This window comes from Archangium gephyra, from assembly GCF_049060025.1.
Taxonomy (GTDB): domain Bacteria; phylum Myxococcota; class Myxococcia; order Myxococcales; family Myxococcaceae; genus Archangium; species Archangium gephyra_A.
The window spans coordinates 232,572-248,360 of the sequence record NZ_JBMEQQ010000002.1; the positions used below are offsets into that span (position 1 = coordinate 232,572).

Annotated in this window: 10 protein-coding genes and 4 pseudogenes; 6 read left to right on the forward strand and 8 right to left on the reverse strand. The window is 70.3% G+C overall.

Annotated elements, in window-relative coordinates:
- A pseudogene (locus tag ACN28I_RS01175) lies at positions 1-851 on the forward strand (tRNA (5-methylaminomethyl-2-thiouridine)(34)-methyltransferase MnmD).
- A gap of 57 nt (positions 852-908) precedes the next feature.
- On the opposite strand, the gene ACN28I_RS01180 reads toward ACN28I_RS01175, so the two are convergent.
- Positions 909-1,538: a TIGR02265 family protein gene (locus ACN28I_RS01180; RefSeq protein WP_420940341.1), complete on the reverse strand. Its 630-nt coding sequence runs from the start codon at positions 1,536-1,538 to the stop codon at positions 909-911.
- A 276-nt stretch (positions 1,539-1,814) separates the two neighbouring features.
- On the opposite strand from ACN28I_RS01180, the gene ACN28I_RS01185 reads away from it, so the two are divergent.
- From ACN28I_RS01185 to ACN28I_RS01200, 4 genes and pseudogenes are all read left to right on the forward strand, one after another.
- A complete protein-coding gene (locus ACN28I_RS01185; protein ID WP_420940342.1) occupies positions 1,815-2,093 on the forward strand; it encodes a type II toxin-antitoxin system Phd/YefM family antitoxin in 279 nt (92 codons plus the stop codon).
- A gap of 22 nt (positions 2,094-2,115) precedes the next feature.
- Positions 2,116-2,283 (forward strand): annotated as a pseudogene (locus ACN28I_RS01190) (type II toxin-antitoxin system RelE/ParE family toxin); the annotation flags it as partial.
- Positions 2,284-2,392: 109 nt separating this feature from the next.
- Complete coding sequence (locus tag ACN28I_RS01195) at positions 2,393-4,951, forward strand: DEAD/DEAH box helicase (RefSeq protein ID WP_420940343.1); 2,559 nt, start codon at positions 2,393-2,395, stop codon at positions 4,949-4,951.
- 75 nt (positions 4,952-5,026) lie between these two features.
- Positions 5,027-7,699 (forward strand): phosphoenolpyruvate carboxylase, encoded by a 2,673-nt coding sequence (locus tag ACN28I_RS01200; protein ID WP_420940344.1) that lies wholly within the window; start codon positions 5,027-5,029, stop codon positions 7,697-7,699.
- A 67-nt stretch (positions 7,700-7,766) separates the two neighbouring features.
- Here ACN28I_RS01200 and ACN28I_RS01205 read toward each other — a convergent pair whose 3' ends face one another.
- Both ACN28I_RS01205 and ACN28I_RS01210 read right to left on the reverse strand, forming a co-directional pair.
- Positions 7,767-8,903, reverse strand: a complete 1,137-nt coding sequence (locus ACN28I_RS01205; RefSeq protein ID WP_420948540.1) for an MFS transporter — start codon at positions 8,901-8,903, stop codon at positions 7,767-7,769.
- Positions 8,904-8,923: 20 nt separating this feature from the next.
- A complete protein-coding gene (locus ACN28I_RS01210; RefSeq protein ID WP_420940345.1) occupies positions 8,924-9,796 on the reverse strand; it encodes a hypothetical protein in 873 nt (290 codons plus the stop codon).
- A 187-nt stretch (positions 9,797-9,983) separates the two neighbouring features.
- Here ACN28I_RS01210 and ACN28I_RS01215 point away from each other — a divergent pair, with 187 nt between their 5' ends.
- A complete protein-coding gene (locus ACN28I_RS01215; RefSeq protein WP_420940346.1) occupies positions 9,984-10,346 on the forward strand; it encodes a TIGR02266 family protein in 363 nt (120 codons plus the stop codon).
- Between the two features lie 51 nt (positions 10,347-10,397).
- Here the strand turns inward: ACN28I_RS01215 and ACN28I_RS01220 are convergent, their stop codons facing one another.
- The 5 genes and pseudogenes from ACN28I_RS01220 to ACN28I_RS01240 form a co-directional block, all read right to left on the reverse strand.
- Positions 10,398-10,889 carry a GNAT family N-acetyltransferase gene (locus ACN28I_RS01220; protein WP_420940347.1) on the reverse strand — a complete coding sequence of 164 codons (492 nt, stop codon included), beginning with the start codon at positions 10,887-10,889 and terminating at the stop codon, positions 10,398-10,400.
- Between the two features lie 109 nt (positions 10,890-10,998).
- Positions 10,999-12,055 (reverse strand): annotated as a pseudogene (locus ACN28I_RS01225) (alpha-ketoacid dehydrogenase subunit beta).
- A gap of 3 nt (positions 12,056-12,058) precedes the next feature.
- A pseudogene (locus ACN28I_RS01230) lies at positions 12,059-13,067 on the reverse strand (thiamine pyrophosphate-dependent dehydrogenase E1 component subunit alpha).
- A 365-nt stretch (positions 13,068-13,432) separates the two neighbouring features.
- The gene (locus ACN28I_RS01235) at positions 13,433-14,161 is read right to left on the reverse strand and encodes a hypothetical protein (RefSeq protein WP_420940348.1); all 729 of its coding nucleotides are present in this window, start codon (positions 14,159-14,161) and stop codon (positions 13,433-13,435) included.
- Between the two features lie 115 nt (positions 14,162-14,276).
- Positions 14,277-15,572, reverse strand: a complete 1,296-nt coding sequence (locus ACN28I_RS01240; RefSeq protein ID WP_420940349.1) for a chloride channel protein — start codon at positions 15,570-15,572, stop codon at positions 14,277-14,279.
- Positions 15,573-15,789 lie beyond the last annotated feature (217 nt).

The window sequence follows — 15,789 nt, forward strand, 5'->3', positions numbered from 1 at the left end:
GTGGACTCCGGGAATCCTCGTGATGGTGACTTCGAGCTGGTGACGTTGCGCAACGGCTCGCGGGCGGTGCGGCACCTCGGGCACGGGGAGGTCATGCACCCCTCGGTGGGCCCGTGGCAGGAGGCCCTGCGCCTCTATGTGGAGCAGCCCCGGCTGGCCGAGCGTCTGCGCACCCCGGGCGAGCCGCTCGTCATCCACGACGTGGGCCTGGGGGCGGCCACCAACGCGGTGGCGGCGCTCACCTGTGCGCGCGAGCTGGGCGCCGAGCGCCGGCGCGCCCTGGAACTGGTGAGCTTCGAGGTGGACCTGGCGCCGCTGCGGCTGGCGCTGGCGGACGCGGCGGGCTTTCCCTTCCTGCAGCCCTTCCGCGAGGCGGCCGAGGCCCTCATGCGTGACGGCGTCTGGGAGGCCGAGGGCCTGCGCTGGCGGCTGCACCTGGGGGACGCGCAGGGGCTCCTCGACGCGGGGCTGCCGAGGGCGGACCTGGTGTTCTTCGATCCGTTCTCCCCGGCGTCCAACCCGGAGATGTGGACGGCCCGGGTGCTGTCCCAGGTGAGGGCATGCTGCCGGGAGGACGGGGAGGGGGCCCTGCTGCTGACGTACAGCGCGGCCACCCCCACGCGTGTCACGCTGCTGCTCGCGGGCTTCTACGTGGGGGCCGGCGTGTCCACGGGAACCAAGGGCGAGACGACGGTGGGGGCCACACGCCGCGAGTCCCTGGCTCTACCGCTGGGAGAGCGCTGGTTGGAGCGGTGGCGCCGCTCCTCGTCCCGCGCGCCCCACGGGGAGCCCCTCACGCCGGAGGCCTCGAAGCGCGGGTGCTCGCCCATCCGCAGTGGCGCGTGGGCTGAGCACCCTCGGGGCGAGCCACCGGAAGGTGACCCGCCCCTGGAGGACTTCGCTGCCTGCTACGCCGGAGGCCGGGTCGAGATTTCACCCGCCGCGGAGCCGCGCGCGGCGAGCTCGGGCGAGACCGCGGCATCGGCCTGCTCGGACCAGCGCACGTGGTAGGTGGCCGACTGGCCGTCGAAACCCTCGGGGACGACGACGACCCGCTGGCCGCCGGACAGCTCGGCCGCCCGGGCCAGGGCACCGGCCACGAACGTCGGCTGATCCGCGCCGATGTCCGTCAGCCAGAACTCCACCTCGGTCTGCCCTCGCTCCACGATTCGCACCTCGCTGCAATTGGTGCTGGTCCGGAAGCAGAGCCGGGCCTGCGTCAGCGCCCTCCGGGGACCGAGCAGCCGGGCCATGCCCAGCAGCGCCTTCCCGAAGAGGGTGGAGAAATATCCATCAATGAAGCGCTCTCCGAGGGAGTAGTACGCCGCCTCGACGGGCATGCCCGCGTAGATGTGGTCCGCAGCGATGCGGAGGAACAGCTTCCACTGCTCAAGTGTGTAGGTGGGGGTTAGCTTCTGCTCGAGGTCGAGCCCCGCCTCACGCAGGCGCAGACGGCACGCGGGCGTAAGACGGTTCTCGAGTGCCTTGAGGAAAAGCGCCTCGACGGTTCCTGCATAGACGAGCTTGTCGCCGGTCATAGGCCTACCGGTATATCCGGTCGGCGGCCGTCCACGCTACATGCCTGTTCAGGGAGCGTGCACTTATGCACGTCAAGTGAACAAAAACCGGGAGTTTGGCGTGAGACTGGAACACCCGGTGTGCTCCCGGTTGACGGGGGGAGCAGGTGGGGGCCTGTGGGGTGTAGGTCTCCGAAAGAGGAGAGACGGGCTCTGGACCTCTAGAGGAGCTGGTAACGGACCGAATTCAGACTAACCTTTAGACCATCAGGAGGTTCATCCATGCGTCCTCTTCGTGTGTCCGATGACATCGTTCCGGTCAGCGACTTCAAGGCCCAGGCATCCGAGTGGTTGCGGCGCATCGGGGAGTCCGGACAGCCGCTGGTCATCACCCAGAACGGCAAGCCCGCTGGCGTCCTTCTCTCGCCCCAATCGTTCGACAGCTTGATGGAGAGGGCTCGTTTCGTCGCGGCCGTTGAGGAGGGGCTCGAGGACGCGGAGGCTGGACGGGTTCATTCACATGAAGCCGTCATGGCCGAAATGAAGAAGCGGTACCGGAAGCCCGAACCCAAGTGAGCCAGCGCAAGCCACCCCCTTCGCCGGGCGCGTCGTTCCAGAGCTGCGGCGCGACGAGGTGCGCGAGGTCTTCCGGAAGGCGTACCGGATCGTCTACCGCGTCCGGGAGCAGACGATCGAAATCCTGACGGTTTTCGAGGGCCACCGCCGTTTCCCCGGAGGGCTTCTCGCCGAGGATGAAGCGCCTTGAGGAGGCCGGAATGGGGGTCGGACTCCTTTCGTTGACCATGAATGGCCTCGGACACCGCCGTGAACTTTTCCCGGCTGGCTGCCCGCCTGACCGCCTAGAGTCCTGACCAATGGTGACGATCGAAACCTCCCGTGCGCCGCTCGCGGCGCTGCTGCCCGCCCGCTCGCAGGGCCCCCTGGATTCCGATGAGATCCTCAGCCGCTTCGTGGGCTGGGTGGAGTCCACCGGTCTGACCCTCTACCCGGCGCAGGAGGAGGCCATCCTCGAGCTGCTGGGGGGCAAGCACCTGTTCCTCAAGACGCCCACCGGCTCGGGCAAGTCGCTCGTCGCCATGGCGCTCCACTTCAAGGCCATGGCCGAGGGTAAGGTGTCCTACTACACCTGCCCCATCAAGGCGCTGGTCAACGAGAAGTTCTTCGCGCTGTGCGAGGCCTTCGGGCCGGAGAACGTGGGCCTGCTCACCGGCGACGCGGCCATCAACCGCGAGGCGCCCATCCTCTGCTGCACGGCGGAGATCCTGTCCAACCTGGGGCTGCGCGACGCCATGTTGCGCGCCGACTACGTGGTGATGGACGAGTTCCACTACTACGCGGACCGCGAGCGCGGCATCGCCTGGCAGATTCCGCTGATCACCCTGCCGGGCACCACGTTCCTGATGATGTCGGCGACGCTGGGTGACACGCACATCATCGAGGAGAAGCTGCAGGAGTTCACCGGCCGCGAGGTGGCCAGCGTGCGCAGTGCGCAGCGCCCGGTGCCGCTGGACTTCGAGTACCGCGAGACGCCGCTGCACGAGACCATCCAGGACCTCATCCGGCTGGGGAAGGCGCCCATCTACCTGGTGAACTTCTCGCAGCGCGCTGCGGCCGAGCAGGCGCAGAACCTGATGAGCGTGGACTTCTCCACCAAGGAGGACAAGGAGGCCATCCGGCAGGCGCTGATGGAGGCGCCCTTCGACACGCCCTACGGCAAGGACTTCCAGCGCTTCCTGCGCCACGGCATCGGCATGCACCACGCCGGCCTGCTGCCCAAGTACCGGCTGCTGGTGGAGCGGCTGGCGCAGACGGGCCTGCTCAAGGTCATCAGCGGCACGGACACGCTGGGCGTGGGCGTGAACATCCCCATCCGTACGGTGCTCTTCACGCAGCTCTACAAGTTCAACGGCGACAAGCTGGCCACGCTGAGCGTGCGTGACTTCCAGCAGATCGCCGGGCGGGCGGGCCGCAAGGGCTTCGACACCCAGGGCAGCGTGGTGGCGCAGGCCCCCGAGCACGTCATCGAGAACGTGAAGATCGCCCAGAAGGAGGCCAAGGGCGGCAAGCGCCTGCCGCGCAAGCCTCCGCCGCAGAAGGGCTTCGTCAACTACGACAAGAGCACCTTCGAGCGGCTGCAGACGGGGCTCCCCGAGCCGCTGGAGTCGCGCTTCGAGGTGACGCACGGCTTCCTGCTCAACCTGCTGCAGAGCGAGATGGTGGGCGGCGCCGAGGGGTACCAGCGGCTGGTGCGGCTCATCTTCCGCTCGCACGGCTCGGAGTACATCAAGCGCCGCAACCTGAAGGAGGCCGCGGCGTGCTTCCGGACGCTGCGCAACGCGGGCCTGGTGCTGGTGCAGAAGGGCGAGGGCGGCTCGGGCGCGACGGTGGCGGTGGCGCCGGGGCTGCAGCGGGACTTCTCGCTCAACCAGACGCTGTCGCTCTACCTGCTGGACACGCTCAACAAGCTGGACCACGAGGCGGAGACGTACGCGCTGGACGTGGTGACGCTGGTGGAGTCCATCTGCGAGAACCCGGAGGTGGTGCTCTACGCCCAGCTCCACGAGCTCAAGGGCCAGAAGATCAACGAGCTGAAGGCCCAGGGCATGGAGTACGACCAGCGGATGGAGGAGCTGGAGAAGCTCGAGTGGCCCAAGCCGAACCGGGACTTCATCTACACCACCTTCAACGCCTTCACGGAGAAGCACCCGTGGGTGGGCGCGGAGAACATCCGGCCCAAATCCATCGTCCGTGACATGTACGAGCGCTACCTGTCCTTCCACGACTACGTGCGCGAGTACGGCCTGCAGCGCAGCGAGGGCGTGCTGCTGCGCTACCTGGGTGACGTCTACAAGGCGCTCACCCAGACGGTGCCCGAGCGCTACCGCAACCAGGAGGTCACCGAGATCATCGAGTGGCTGCGCGCGATGATCCGCTTCGTGGACCAGAGCCTCCTGGAGGAGTGGGAGCGGATGAAGAACCCGGACGAGGTGGTCATCCGCCGGGCCGAGGCTCCGGACCGCAAGCCGCAGGATCTCGCGGACGATCCCCGGGCCTTCACGGCGCACGTGCGCAACGAACTGCACCGGTTGCTGCGGGCGCTCGCCTACAGGCGCTACCCGGACGCGCTGGCGCTGCTGCGGCAGGACGAGGGCGGGGAGCAGTGGACGGCGACGAAGCTCGGGGAGGCGATGACGCCCTATTTCGAGGAGCACAAGACCGTGGTGCTCACCCCGCAGGCGCGCCGGCCGGCCCACACCTTCCTCAAGGAGACGGGCCCGCGCCAGTGGGAGGCCCAGCAGCGCATCCTCGACCCCGAGGGCCACGCCGACTGGATGCTCGACTGCGCCATCGATCTCACCGGACGCAAGGTGGACGACGGTCCGTTGCTCACCCTGCGCCGGATCGGGACGTGACAACGTCGGCTGCTGATTAGGTCCTCTCTCGGACGTGGACCGGGGCAGGGGTGTGGCACTAGCTTCACGCCCCGTATGCCTTCCATCCGTCATGTGGATCCGCAGTTGCGCCGGGACGTCCGGCTCCTGGGCCGGCTGCTCGGTGAAGTCCTCATCGAACAGGAGGGCCAGGCCCTCTTCGATCTGGAGGAGCGCGTCCGGCGCCTCGCCATCCAGCGCCGGCGCGGGCCGAAGCTCGAGCGCCGGGCGGCCGCCTCCGAGCTGGCCGCGCTGCTCCGGGAGATGCCCCTGGAGCGGGCCGAGCCCGTGCTGCGCGCCTTCTCCACCTACTTCCGCCTGGCCAACCTCGCCGAGCAACACCACCGCATCCGCCGCACCCGCGAGCATGCCAGCGGTGGCTTCCAGGGCCAGTTCCAGCGCGGCTCGCTCGACGCGGTAATGCAGTCGCTGAGGCAGGCGGGCATCCCCGCCTCGCGGGTGCGGGAGATGATCGTCTCCATGCGGGTGACGCTCACCCTCACCGCGCACCCCACCCAGGCGGCGCGCCGCACGGTGCTGCAGAAGGTCTACCGCCTGGCGCGGCTGCTCGAGGAGCGCGACCGCGGCCACCTGACGCCTCGCGAGAGGGCCGACACCCTCGCGTCCATGCGCGAGGAGATCACCGCCCTCTGGCAGACGGACGAGCTGCGCCGCGAGCGGCCCACCGTGGGCGACGAGGTGAAGAACGTCCTCTGGTACGTGGAGGAGGTGCTCGCCGAGCAGCTCGCGCTCATGCCGGAGACGCTCGACTGGGCCTTCGAGCGGGCCTACGGAGAGCCGCTGGGCGTGCTCGCCACGCCGGTGCGCCTGCACTCGTGGGTGGGCGGAGACATGGATGGCAACCCGCTGGTGACGCCGGAGGTGCTCGCGGACACGCTGCGCGCCCACCGCGCCCGCGGCCTGCGCGCCTTGTTGGGCGAGGTGTACCGGCTGGGGTGGGTGCTCACCCAGGCCGAGCCGCATGCCTTCGTGTCGAAGGAGCTGCGGGCCTCGCTCGAGAAGGACGCCACGGATCTGCCGGAGGTGATGGCCCGCTACGGCTCGCGCACCACGGGCGAGCCCTGGCGCCGCAAGCTGCGCTTCATGGAGGCCCGCCTCCAGGCCGCCCTGGAATACGTCGAGGGCCGCCGCGCCGGCCGTACCGAGCCCCTGGCGCCCTCCGCCTACCGCTCGCCCATGGAGATGTTGCGCGATCTGGAGATCCTGGAGCGCTCGCTCGTCGATGCGAAGTCGCGGCATGCCGGACTGAGGCAGGTGCGCCGCCTCATCGCCCGGGTGCGGGTCATGGGCTTTCACCTGGCCGAGCTGGAGGCGCGCGCGCCCGCCGAGGACGCTCGCAGCGCCGCCGCGTCGCTGGAGGGAGGACCGGCGCCCACCGAGGGCGGAGCGCGGTTGCTGGCCGTGCTGCAGCGGGTGCGCGAGGCGCAGGCCGAGTCCGGCGAGGGGTGTTGCCGCACGCTCATCCTGTCGATGGCCTCCACGGCGGAGGACGTCCTCGCGGCCTTCACCTGCGCGCGCAAGTCGGGGTTGTGGGACGAGGCGCGTGGGTGCGCCACCGTGGACGTGGTGCCCCTCTTCGAGCAGCTCGGCGCGCTCGATGATGGCCCCCGCGTCCTGCGCGAGCTGTTCGCGCACCCCGAGTACCGCAAGCACCTGCAAGCCCGGGGCGTGCAGGAGGTGATGGTGGGGTACAGCGACTCGGGCAAGGAGGTGGGGCTGCTGGCCGCGAGCGCGGCGCTCTACCGGGCCCAGACGGCGCTCACCCGGGTGGCGCACGAGGCGGGTGTGCAGCTGCGGCTCTTCCACGGCCGGGGCGAGACGGTGGCCCGGGGCGGCGGTCCCGCGCACGAGGCCATCCTGGCGCTGCCTCCTGGAAGTGTCGCGGGCTCGTACAAAGCCACCGAGCAGGGCGAGGCGTTGGATCACAAGTACGCCCGGCCGGAGCTGGCCCGGCGCACGCTGGAGCTGGTGCTGAGCGGGGTGCTACTGCACTCCCTGGACGCGCAGCCGCGCGTGGCGGCCGAGGAGGAGACTCCATTCCGCGCCGCCTTCGACGAGCTGGCGGAGCTGGGCCGTAAGGCCTACCGGGGGCTCGTCTGGGAGGACCCGAACTTCGTCCCCTTCTTCCAGGCGGCCACGCCCATCGAGGAGATCGCCGCACTGCCCATCGGCTCGAGGCCGAGCAAGCGCGCCGCGGGAGGACTGGAGTCGCTGCGAGCCATCCCCTGGGTGTTCGCCTGGACGCAGAACCGCGCCATCCTGCCGGGGTGGTTCGGGGTGGGTACGGCGCTGGAGGAGTACGGCTCGCGGCCCGAGGGCCTCGCGCAGCTCAAGCGGATGTACCGGCAGTGGCCCTTCTTCCGCACGGTCATCGACAACGTGGCGATGGTGCTCGCGAAGTCGGACATGGCCATCGCGTCGCGCTACGCGGCGCTGGCGCCCGACTCCACGCGCCCGTTGTGGGAGCGCATCCGCGCCGAGTATTCACGCACCCGCCGCTGGGTGAAGCGCGTGACGGGCGAGGCACGCATCCTGGAGAGCAACCGGCAGTTGCGAGAGAGCATCTCCCTGCGCAACCCCTACGTGGACCCCATGTCCTTCCTCCAGGTGGAGCTGCTGCGGCGCAAGCGGGCGGGAGCGGCGAACATCGATCGCCCGCTGCTGCTCACGCTGGCCGGTATCGCCGCGGGCATGCGCAACACGGGGTGAACACTCCTCCCTCTCCCCCTGGGAGAGGGTCGGGGTGAGGGTGTAGGGCCCCCGTTCCGCTGCCCGTTCAACCCGCCGGACGCCGTGCCCCGGCGAGCCCCAGTGCCACCAGGCCCATGAGCGCCATGGCCGCGCCCACGGCACACACGCCGCTCCACCCCCAGAGGCTCCAGGCCAGGCTCCCCAGCCAGGCGCCCGTGGCGCCGCCCGCGAAGTACGTCACCATGTACACGGTGTTGAGCCGGTTACGGGCCTCGGGGCGCAGCGCATAGACGCGCGTCTGGTTGGAGATGTGGTTGGCCTGCGCGCCCAGGTCCAGGAGGATGACGCCGAGCGCCAGTCCCCACAGCCACTGGCCCCCCACACCGAGCACCCCGAAGGACAGCAGCAGGATGCCGATGGCGAGCGCGTTGATGCGCCGGTCTCCGCGCACGTCGGCGTAGCGGCCCGCCAGCGGCGCGGCGACGGCACCGGCCACGCCCACCACCCCGAACAGTCCCGCCACCTGGGGCCCATAATGCTGGGGCATCGCCTGGAGATGGAGCGCGAGCGTGGCCCAGAAGGCGCTGAAGCCTCCGAAGGTGAGCGCGCCCAGCAGCGAGTGCAGCCGCAGCACGGGCTCCTCGCGCACGAGCCCTCCCAGCGAGCGCAGCAGGGCGGGGTAGGGCAGGGTGGCGCTCACGGGCTGCTTCGGCAGCGTGAGCCGCAGCACCCCCGTCAGCACGAGCATCAACGCCGCGGCGATCCAGAACATGGCCCGCCAGCCGAACCTCACCCCGAGGAAGCCCGAGGCGGTACGCGACAGCAGAATGCCGATGAGCAGCCCGCTCATCACCGTGCCCACCACGCGTCCCCGCGAGGCCGCGGGCGCGAGGTTCGCGGCGAAGGGCACCAGCAACTGGGGCACCACCGTCGTCACGCCGACCAGGCCGCTCGCGGCCACCATCCACGGCAGGTCCGGCGCCACGGCCACGCCCACCAGCGCGAGGCTCACCAGGGCGGACATGATGACGATGATGCGCCGCCGCTCGAGGCTGTCTCCCAGCGGAACGATGAGCAGCAGGCCCAGCGCGTAGCCCACCTGGGACACGGTGGGGATGAGCCCCAGCGCCCGGTCCGAGGCCTGGAACGTCCGTCCGATGTCTCCGAGCAGGGGCTGGTGGTAGTAGAGGTTCGCGACCGAGAGGCCCGCGGCGGCCGCCATCAACCACACGAGGCCCCGGCTCACGGCACGCAGGCCCCCACTCCCGTGAAGTCTCGCAGGGGCTCGCAACGTCCCGCCGTGCAGCCCGGCTCTCCCGAGGGCGACCGGCACAGGCGGCGGCACGTCCGTCCCGCTCCCTCCGTCACGCAGGCGCTCCCCGGCCGGCAGTCATTCGAGTACGTGCACGCGGCTCCGTCCTCCACCGTCCCCGCCGTCACGCACACCGGCCCGCTCCCCGGCGACGGGTAGCAGCCGAGCGGGCTCGCGCAGCCCTGCGCCAGCAGCTCACACGCCGGCGCCGCCTCCCCACACACCCTCGGCAGCTCGTCCGAGCCCGTGAAGCGCAGCACCTCGGTGCAATCCTCCGGCGCCGTGCACTGCTCGCCGGCGCGGCAGAACTTCTCGCACGTGAAGAGGGTGCCCCCGTCCGCCGCCGGAGAGTCCGTGCAGGACAGCCCCGCCTTGCACGTGTCGTAGAAGTCGCCCTCGGGCGTCGCGGTGCTCTGGCAGGCCCCGCCCTCCGTCACCGTTCCGTCCGGCACGCAGCGGCGGCTCGCCACGCTCCCCTGGCGGACGTAGGTGCACTTCTCCCCCGAGGGACAGTCCTGCGCCACCGGATCGCACTCTCCCGGGAAGCAGCGGTTTCCCTGTCCACCGTCCTCCAGCAGGCCCCGCAGGCAGATCGCGCCCGCGTCACAACCCTGCTGCCGCTCCACGTCGCAGGCCCAGGCCGTCCCGCCGCCATCTCCGGGGTCCGTCGTCCCTCCGTCCCCGTTTCCACCCCCGCCCCCACCATCGGCGAGGCCCGCGTCGTTCCCGGGGCTTCCGGGGTTGCCGTCGCGGCAGCCCCCGGCCATCAGCCCCACCACGAGGACACCGCTCAAGAGAAGCACGTTCGCCCGCATTCCTGGCCCCTGCTGGAGTGACGAACGTGACTAATAAGACGTCCGGGGAGAAACGGGCCCCCCTTGTATAGAACCTGGGGGACAGCGGACACTTGCCGGCCTGACGAAGTCCTGGAGCGGCTGTTTCCCGTTACAGGAGCTTCCATCCGAAACACGCCCGAGGGAATCAGTGCGCATGACCATGAAAACGGCCGAGGCTGCGGAGATGTCGGCGGTGGCGGGGGCCAACCGGAGGGTCCACGAGCGGGTGACGGCGACATTCGATGTCCGCTTCCAGGACCCGGAGGACGCCGCGCGTGCGCTGCGCGCCTATTCGCTCAACCTGTCGGCGGGAGGCCTGTGCCTGCGCACGCGCCGCTCCTACGACGTGGGCGCGCACGTGCGCCTGGCGATGACGGTGAGCGGGGAGGACTTCGACCTCGAGGGCATCATCTCCTGGGTGCGGGATGACGCCGAGGCCATCGGGGTGCGCTTCGTCGGTGTCTCCGAAGCCGACCAGGTCCGCCTGCAGCGCGTGGTGGCCAGCTTCAAGCGCTGAGACGCGGTACTACGGCGGGGCACCTTCACGGGGCGCCCCGCCGGGTGGTGCCTACTGCCCGTGCAGGCGCTCCAGATCCGCGTGGCGCAGCACCAGGTTGTCAACCTGCACGAAGCCGCAGGACACGTAGAAGCCCCGCAGCTCCTCCAGCGCGTAGGCGCTCACCTCGAGCCGCTTCACGCTCAGGGCCCTCGCGCCGCACCGCTCCAGCACCTGCTGCATGAGCGCCCGGCCCACGCCGCGGCGCCGCCAGGACTCCGTCACCACCAGCTCGTCCACCGTGGCGATGCGCCCGCGCAGCCGCAACTGCGGCCGGTGCGACAGCGACACCATGCCCACGGGGCGATCCTGGGTGTCCGCCGCTACGAAGATTTCGATCTCGGGATGGCTGATGACCCAGTGGACCGTCTGGGCATCCGAGCCGTGGGCGTAGCCCATTTCGCGCAGGAGCGCGGCCAGGCTCTCGGCGTCACCGCGGCGAGCGCGGCGGATGCGGAAGGGGGGAGCGTCCGGGGCAGGGGTTCTGTTTGGCGTCGGTTGCACGGCCCACCCACTCTACTAGGCGCGGGCTACCTCGCAAAGGCAGAGGGCGGCTCCGGATGTTTCTCCGGGCCGCCCTCACTCGCCTACATCGTTTCTTCAGGTACGAGAATCAGGGCTGCTCGGCCGCCAGCGTGCGGATGGCGGCGGTGATGTCCCCCTGCTGGGGCACCGAGGCCATCTCCAGCGTGTCGGCCAGGCCGATGCCCGGCACGAACTTGCCGGCCAGCAGGCGGGGAGGCGCCACCAGCTTGTAGAAGAGCTCCTCCACCGTGCGGCGCACCAGGTGCTCCCCGAAGTTGGTCACCTCGGTGTCCTCGTTCACGTACAGCACCCGGCCCGTCTTCTCCACCGAGCCCTTGATCAGCTCCCAGTCGTACGGCCACAGGGTGCGCATGTCGATGACCTCGGCATCCACGCCCTCGGAGGCCAGGTCGTCCGCGGCCTTCTTGCACAGGGGCAGCGTGCGGCCGTAGCTCACCACCGTCACCTGCGAGCCCGCGCGCACCACCTTGCCCTTGCCGATGGGCACCGCGTACGCCTCGAGGCTCCGGCCACTGCGGCTTCCACTGCGAGCGGTCTCCCAGCGGCGCGTCGATCATCTTCGACAGCAGCTTGTCGTTGTCCGGCTCGCCCGGAATCCGCTCCTCGCCCTTGATGCGCAGCAGCGCCTTGGGCTCCAGGTACATGACGGGGTTGATCTCCTGGACGGCGGAGATCATCAGCCCGTACGCATCCAGCGGGTTGGAGGGGATGACGATCTTCCAGCCCGGAATGTGCGTGGCCGTCGCGTCGAAGGAGTGCGAGTGGTAGATGGAGCCGCGGATGCCGCTGCCCACCGGCGTCTTCACCACCATGGGCAGGTTCCAGTCCCCGTTGGTGGCCCAGCACGTGTTGCCGGCGATCTTCAGCAGATCGATGGTGTTGTAGATGTAGTCGGCGAACTGGATCTCGGCGACGGGCTTCGCACCGGCCATGGCCAGACCGATGGCCATGCCGATGATGCCGCGCTCGTCCAGGGGGGAGTTCCACGCCGTCTTGAGGCCCTGCGTGGCGGTGAAGACGCCGCCCAGGGGAGCGCCCACGTCCTCGCCGAAGATGTCGGTGACGCCGAGGTGCTCCTCGGCGTAGTGCAGGGCCATGCGAACGGCCTGAGCCATGTTGGCCATGGGTTACTTCCTCTCCGCGTAGATGTGGTTCCAGATGGTCTCGGGGCCGGGCAGCGGCTCCTGGATGACCTGACGGGCCATGGCGGCCATGTCCTCGGTGTAGCGGTTGCGCAGGTCGTCCATCTCCTTGCGCGAGAGGATGCCGTGCTTCTCCAGCCGGGCCTCGAACACGGTGAGGCAGTCCTGCTCGTTGCCCACCATGTTGGCGCCGGACGCGGAGGAGTGGCCGTACAGGCGCGACACCACGGCCTCCAGCAGGAAGGGCTTGCGCTCCTTGCGCACGTACTCCATGGCCTCCTGCAGCTCCAGGTACGCGTTGATGGGATCGTTCCCATCGATCGTCTTGGTGCGCATGTTGAAGGCCTTGCCGCGATCCGCCACGTTCGTCTCGCCGTGCTGGCCCTCGGCCGACGTGGAGATGCCCCACTTGTTGTTGGTGACGATCATCAGCACGGGCAGCTCGTTGCCCTTGCGCGAAGCTCCACACCAGGCACGAGGCGAAATCGCCCTCGGCCGTGCCCGCGTCACCGCCGGTGACGATGGTGATGCCGTCGCCGCCGTGGCGCTTCTGCACCAGCGCCGTGCCCGGGGCCATCGCGTACTGCACCTCGATGGGGGAGGACACCGGAGCGATGTTCCACTCGCGCTTGGAGAAGTGGCCCGCGAAGTTGCGGCCGCCGGAGTAGGGGTCCGACGCCACGTTCTTCATCTGCCGCATCGCGCCGATGGGGTCCTCGCCCAGCGCCATCATCGTGGCCGACTGGCGGTAGTGCGCGTGCAGGTAGTCGTAGGCCGGGCCCTGGCCCTTCTTCATCAGCAGGCCGAGGGGCACGTTGAAGGCCTCCTCACCCGGGCCGCCAATCCAGAAGTACCCGTGGCCCTGCTTGTACATCTGGATGAGGCGCTCTTCGAGGACGCGCGCCTTCACCATCAGGTCGTGCATCCGGACCAGCAGCTCCCGATCGAGCGGGAGCGACTCTTCTTCGCGGTTGAGGAGGCGGGGTTTTGGCACGCGCGTCTCTCTAGTCAGGAGTAAAGAACGGGCCCCCTATACCCCAAAGGCGGCCCGGAAGCTCAAGGACCCGGGGTGGGTTTACGTCCTCCGGACATGCCGCGCTGCGGCACAGGCGGAGGCCGTGTCACGGGCGGTTCACGCACCGCGTGAGCCGGCCCGCACGTCCGCCGGGAGGGCTGCTGGCAGCGAACAGGCCGGCTGATGGGGCGGCGCCGCTGGGTGGTCTCGCGGAGGGGCGGCCCCCGCTCCCGCGGGGCCGGGGGGGCCCCACGCACCTGGGGGCCTGTGTAGAGCGCGGTACAGGTGCGCAGAGGGGGCTGTACGCACGGCCCGTCAACTCCGGTGCTCTCTGGGGCAGGGCTTCAGAAGGAGCCGCCCAGGCCCACCACCGCGCCGTGCGGGGAGAAGGCCAGCATCGGCTGGAGGCGGGGGCGCGGGGAGGCCATGGCCTGGAGGCCGGGCTCCGGCGACCGCTGCGACAGCTCGTAGCCCACGATGGAGCCAATCATCGAGCCGGTCACGGCGAACAAGATGCTGCTCACCGAGATCGGCCGTTCGAGCGGCAGGGACAAGAGGAGGCCCGCGAGGGCACCCACGCCCCATCCGGCCAGCAGGCCGAGCAGCTTCCCCTTCCCACCGGCCAACTGGCCGCCCCACCAGACGCCCAGGCCAAACCCGATGGAGCTGGTCGCGAACGCGGTGAGAACGGCCTCTCCGATGCAGGAGAGCCAGCCGCTGGTGGGGCCGAAGAAACCCTTCTGACAGAGCTGGTAGCCGAGCACCAGGCCGGCGGCTCCGCTGGCCGTGCCCGTCAGCAGGCCGGCCCCCGTCTCCGCCAGGATGCGCAGGCCCCGGGAAGGGGGAGGGGGCTTGGTCTCCAGGGAGGAGGAGTCATCTCCGCTCAGCCGCAGGGGCGCGCGCGCCGCCGTGCCGGGCAGGCCGGAGGGGGCCGCCAGCGGCCGGGCCTCCCACGAGGTGCCGGCGCTCGGGGCAGGGGGCGTGGCCCGTGGGCTGGCGAGGCCCACGCCGGGCGCGAGCAGCAGCAGCAGGAGCAGGGAGAGACGGGAGGGCGCGGACAGGAATGGCGTCATTCCGTGGCGGTGTGCAACACGGAGGCCAGCCCCACCGCGAGCGGACCGGAGCCCCTCTCCGGGCACTGGGAGGGGTGCACCGCGGCGGCGGGGAACGAAAGCGGCCAGGGCCGGCTCACTCCTCCGGCGGGGCGCCAGGTGGGGACCTGTCTGGAGCGGACTCCACGTCCCGCAGGGGCACCAGCCGCGAGAGCAGGGGCCCTCCGTGTTTGAGGCGGGCAATCCGCTGCGAGGGGTAGATGCCCCGTTGCCCCGTGAGGAGGTAGGCGGTGACGGTGACGATGACGACGTGGGGCAGCACCCCCGCGCCGAGCAGCTCCACGGCCATGAGGGACAGGGCCAGCGGGGTGTTGGCGGCGGCCCCGAAGAGCGCGGCGAGCCCCACGCCCGCGGCCAGGTCCAACGGCAGGTCGAGCACCCGCGCCAGCACGTTGCCGAGCGCCGCGCCCACGAAGAAGAGCGGGGTGACCTCACCGCCGAGGAAGCCCGCCCCCAGCGTGACGGCGGTGAAGAGCAGCTTGAGGGCGAAGGCGCTGGAGGGCAGGGTGGGGTCCACGAAGGCCCGCTCGATGGTGGGCACGCCCAGGCCGAGGTACGCGCTCGTGCCCACCAGCTTCCAGAGGACCACCACCGCCGCGCCCCCGAGCGCCATGCGCAGGGGCAGCGAGGGGACGGCCTTCTCCAGCCGCTTCTTGAGGAGGTGCACGCCCTCCACGAAGACCACGGCCACCAGCGCCACCACCACCCCGAAGACGAGCCACTTGCCGAGCACCTCGGGCGAGAGGGGCAGCGCCGCCGGGGTGGGGTAGAGCGTGTGGTGGATGCCGAGCGAGCGGGTGACGAGGTCTCCCACCACCGAGGCCACCAGCGCGGGCACCAGGGCCTCGTAGCTCATGCGCCCCACGCAGACGACCTCGAGCCCGAAGACGGTGCCCGCGATGGGCGTGCCGAAGACGGAGCCGAACCCCCCGGCGATGCCCGCGGCCAGCAGCTCACGGCGCGTGGCGGGCGAGACCCGGAAGCGGTGGGCCACCGCGTCGGCGAGGCTGGCCCCCATCTGCACCGCGGTGCCCTCGCGCCCGGCGCTGCCTCCGAAGAGGTGCGTGAGCACCGTGCCCACCAGCACCATGGGCGCCATGCGCAGGGGCAGTTGCTTGTCACCCTCGTGCACGGTGTCCAGCACCAGGTTGTTGCCGCCCCGGATGGGCGTGCCCCACCGCGCGTAGACGGCCCCGATGGCCAGGCCCGCCAGCGGCAGCGCGTAGACGAGCGCCTCGTTCCGGGTGCGCACCTCCGTGGCCACGTCCAGCAGGTAGAGGAACACCGCCGACGCCACCCCGCACACCACGCCCACCACCGAGCCCAGCACGAGCCACTGACCGAAGGAACGCGCGCGCTTGTCCAGGCTCACCCAAGGACCTCCCAGGGGCACACCTCACTCCCAGGCGCCCGCAGATAGGGGCGTTGTAGTCGACTTCCACGGCCCACGGGGGTTGCCGCCACCTCACTCGTAGTCGACTACGAGTGGTGTAGGATGAAAACACACCTCACTCGTAGTCGACTACGAGTATTGAGGGCACCGAGCGAGGAGGCCCACCTCGAAAGTGCTTCAAGAGAAGCGCCTGGGA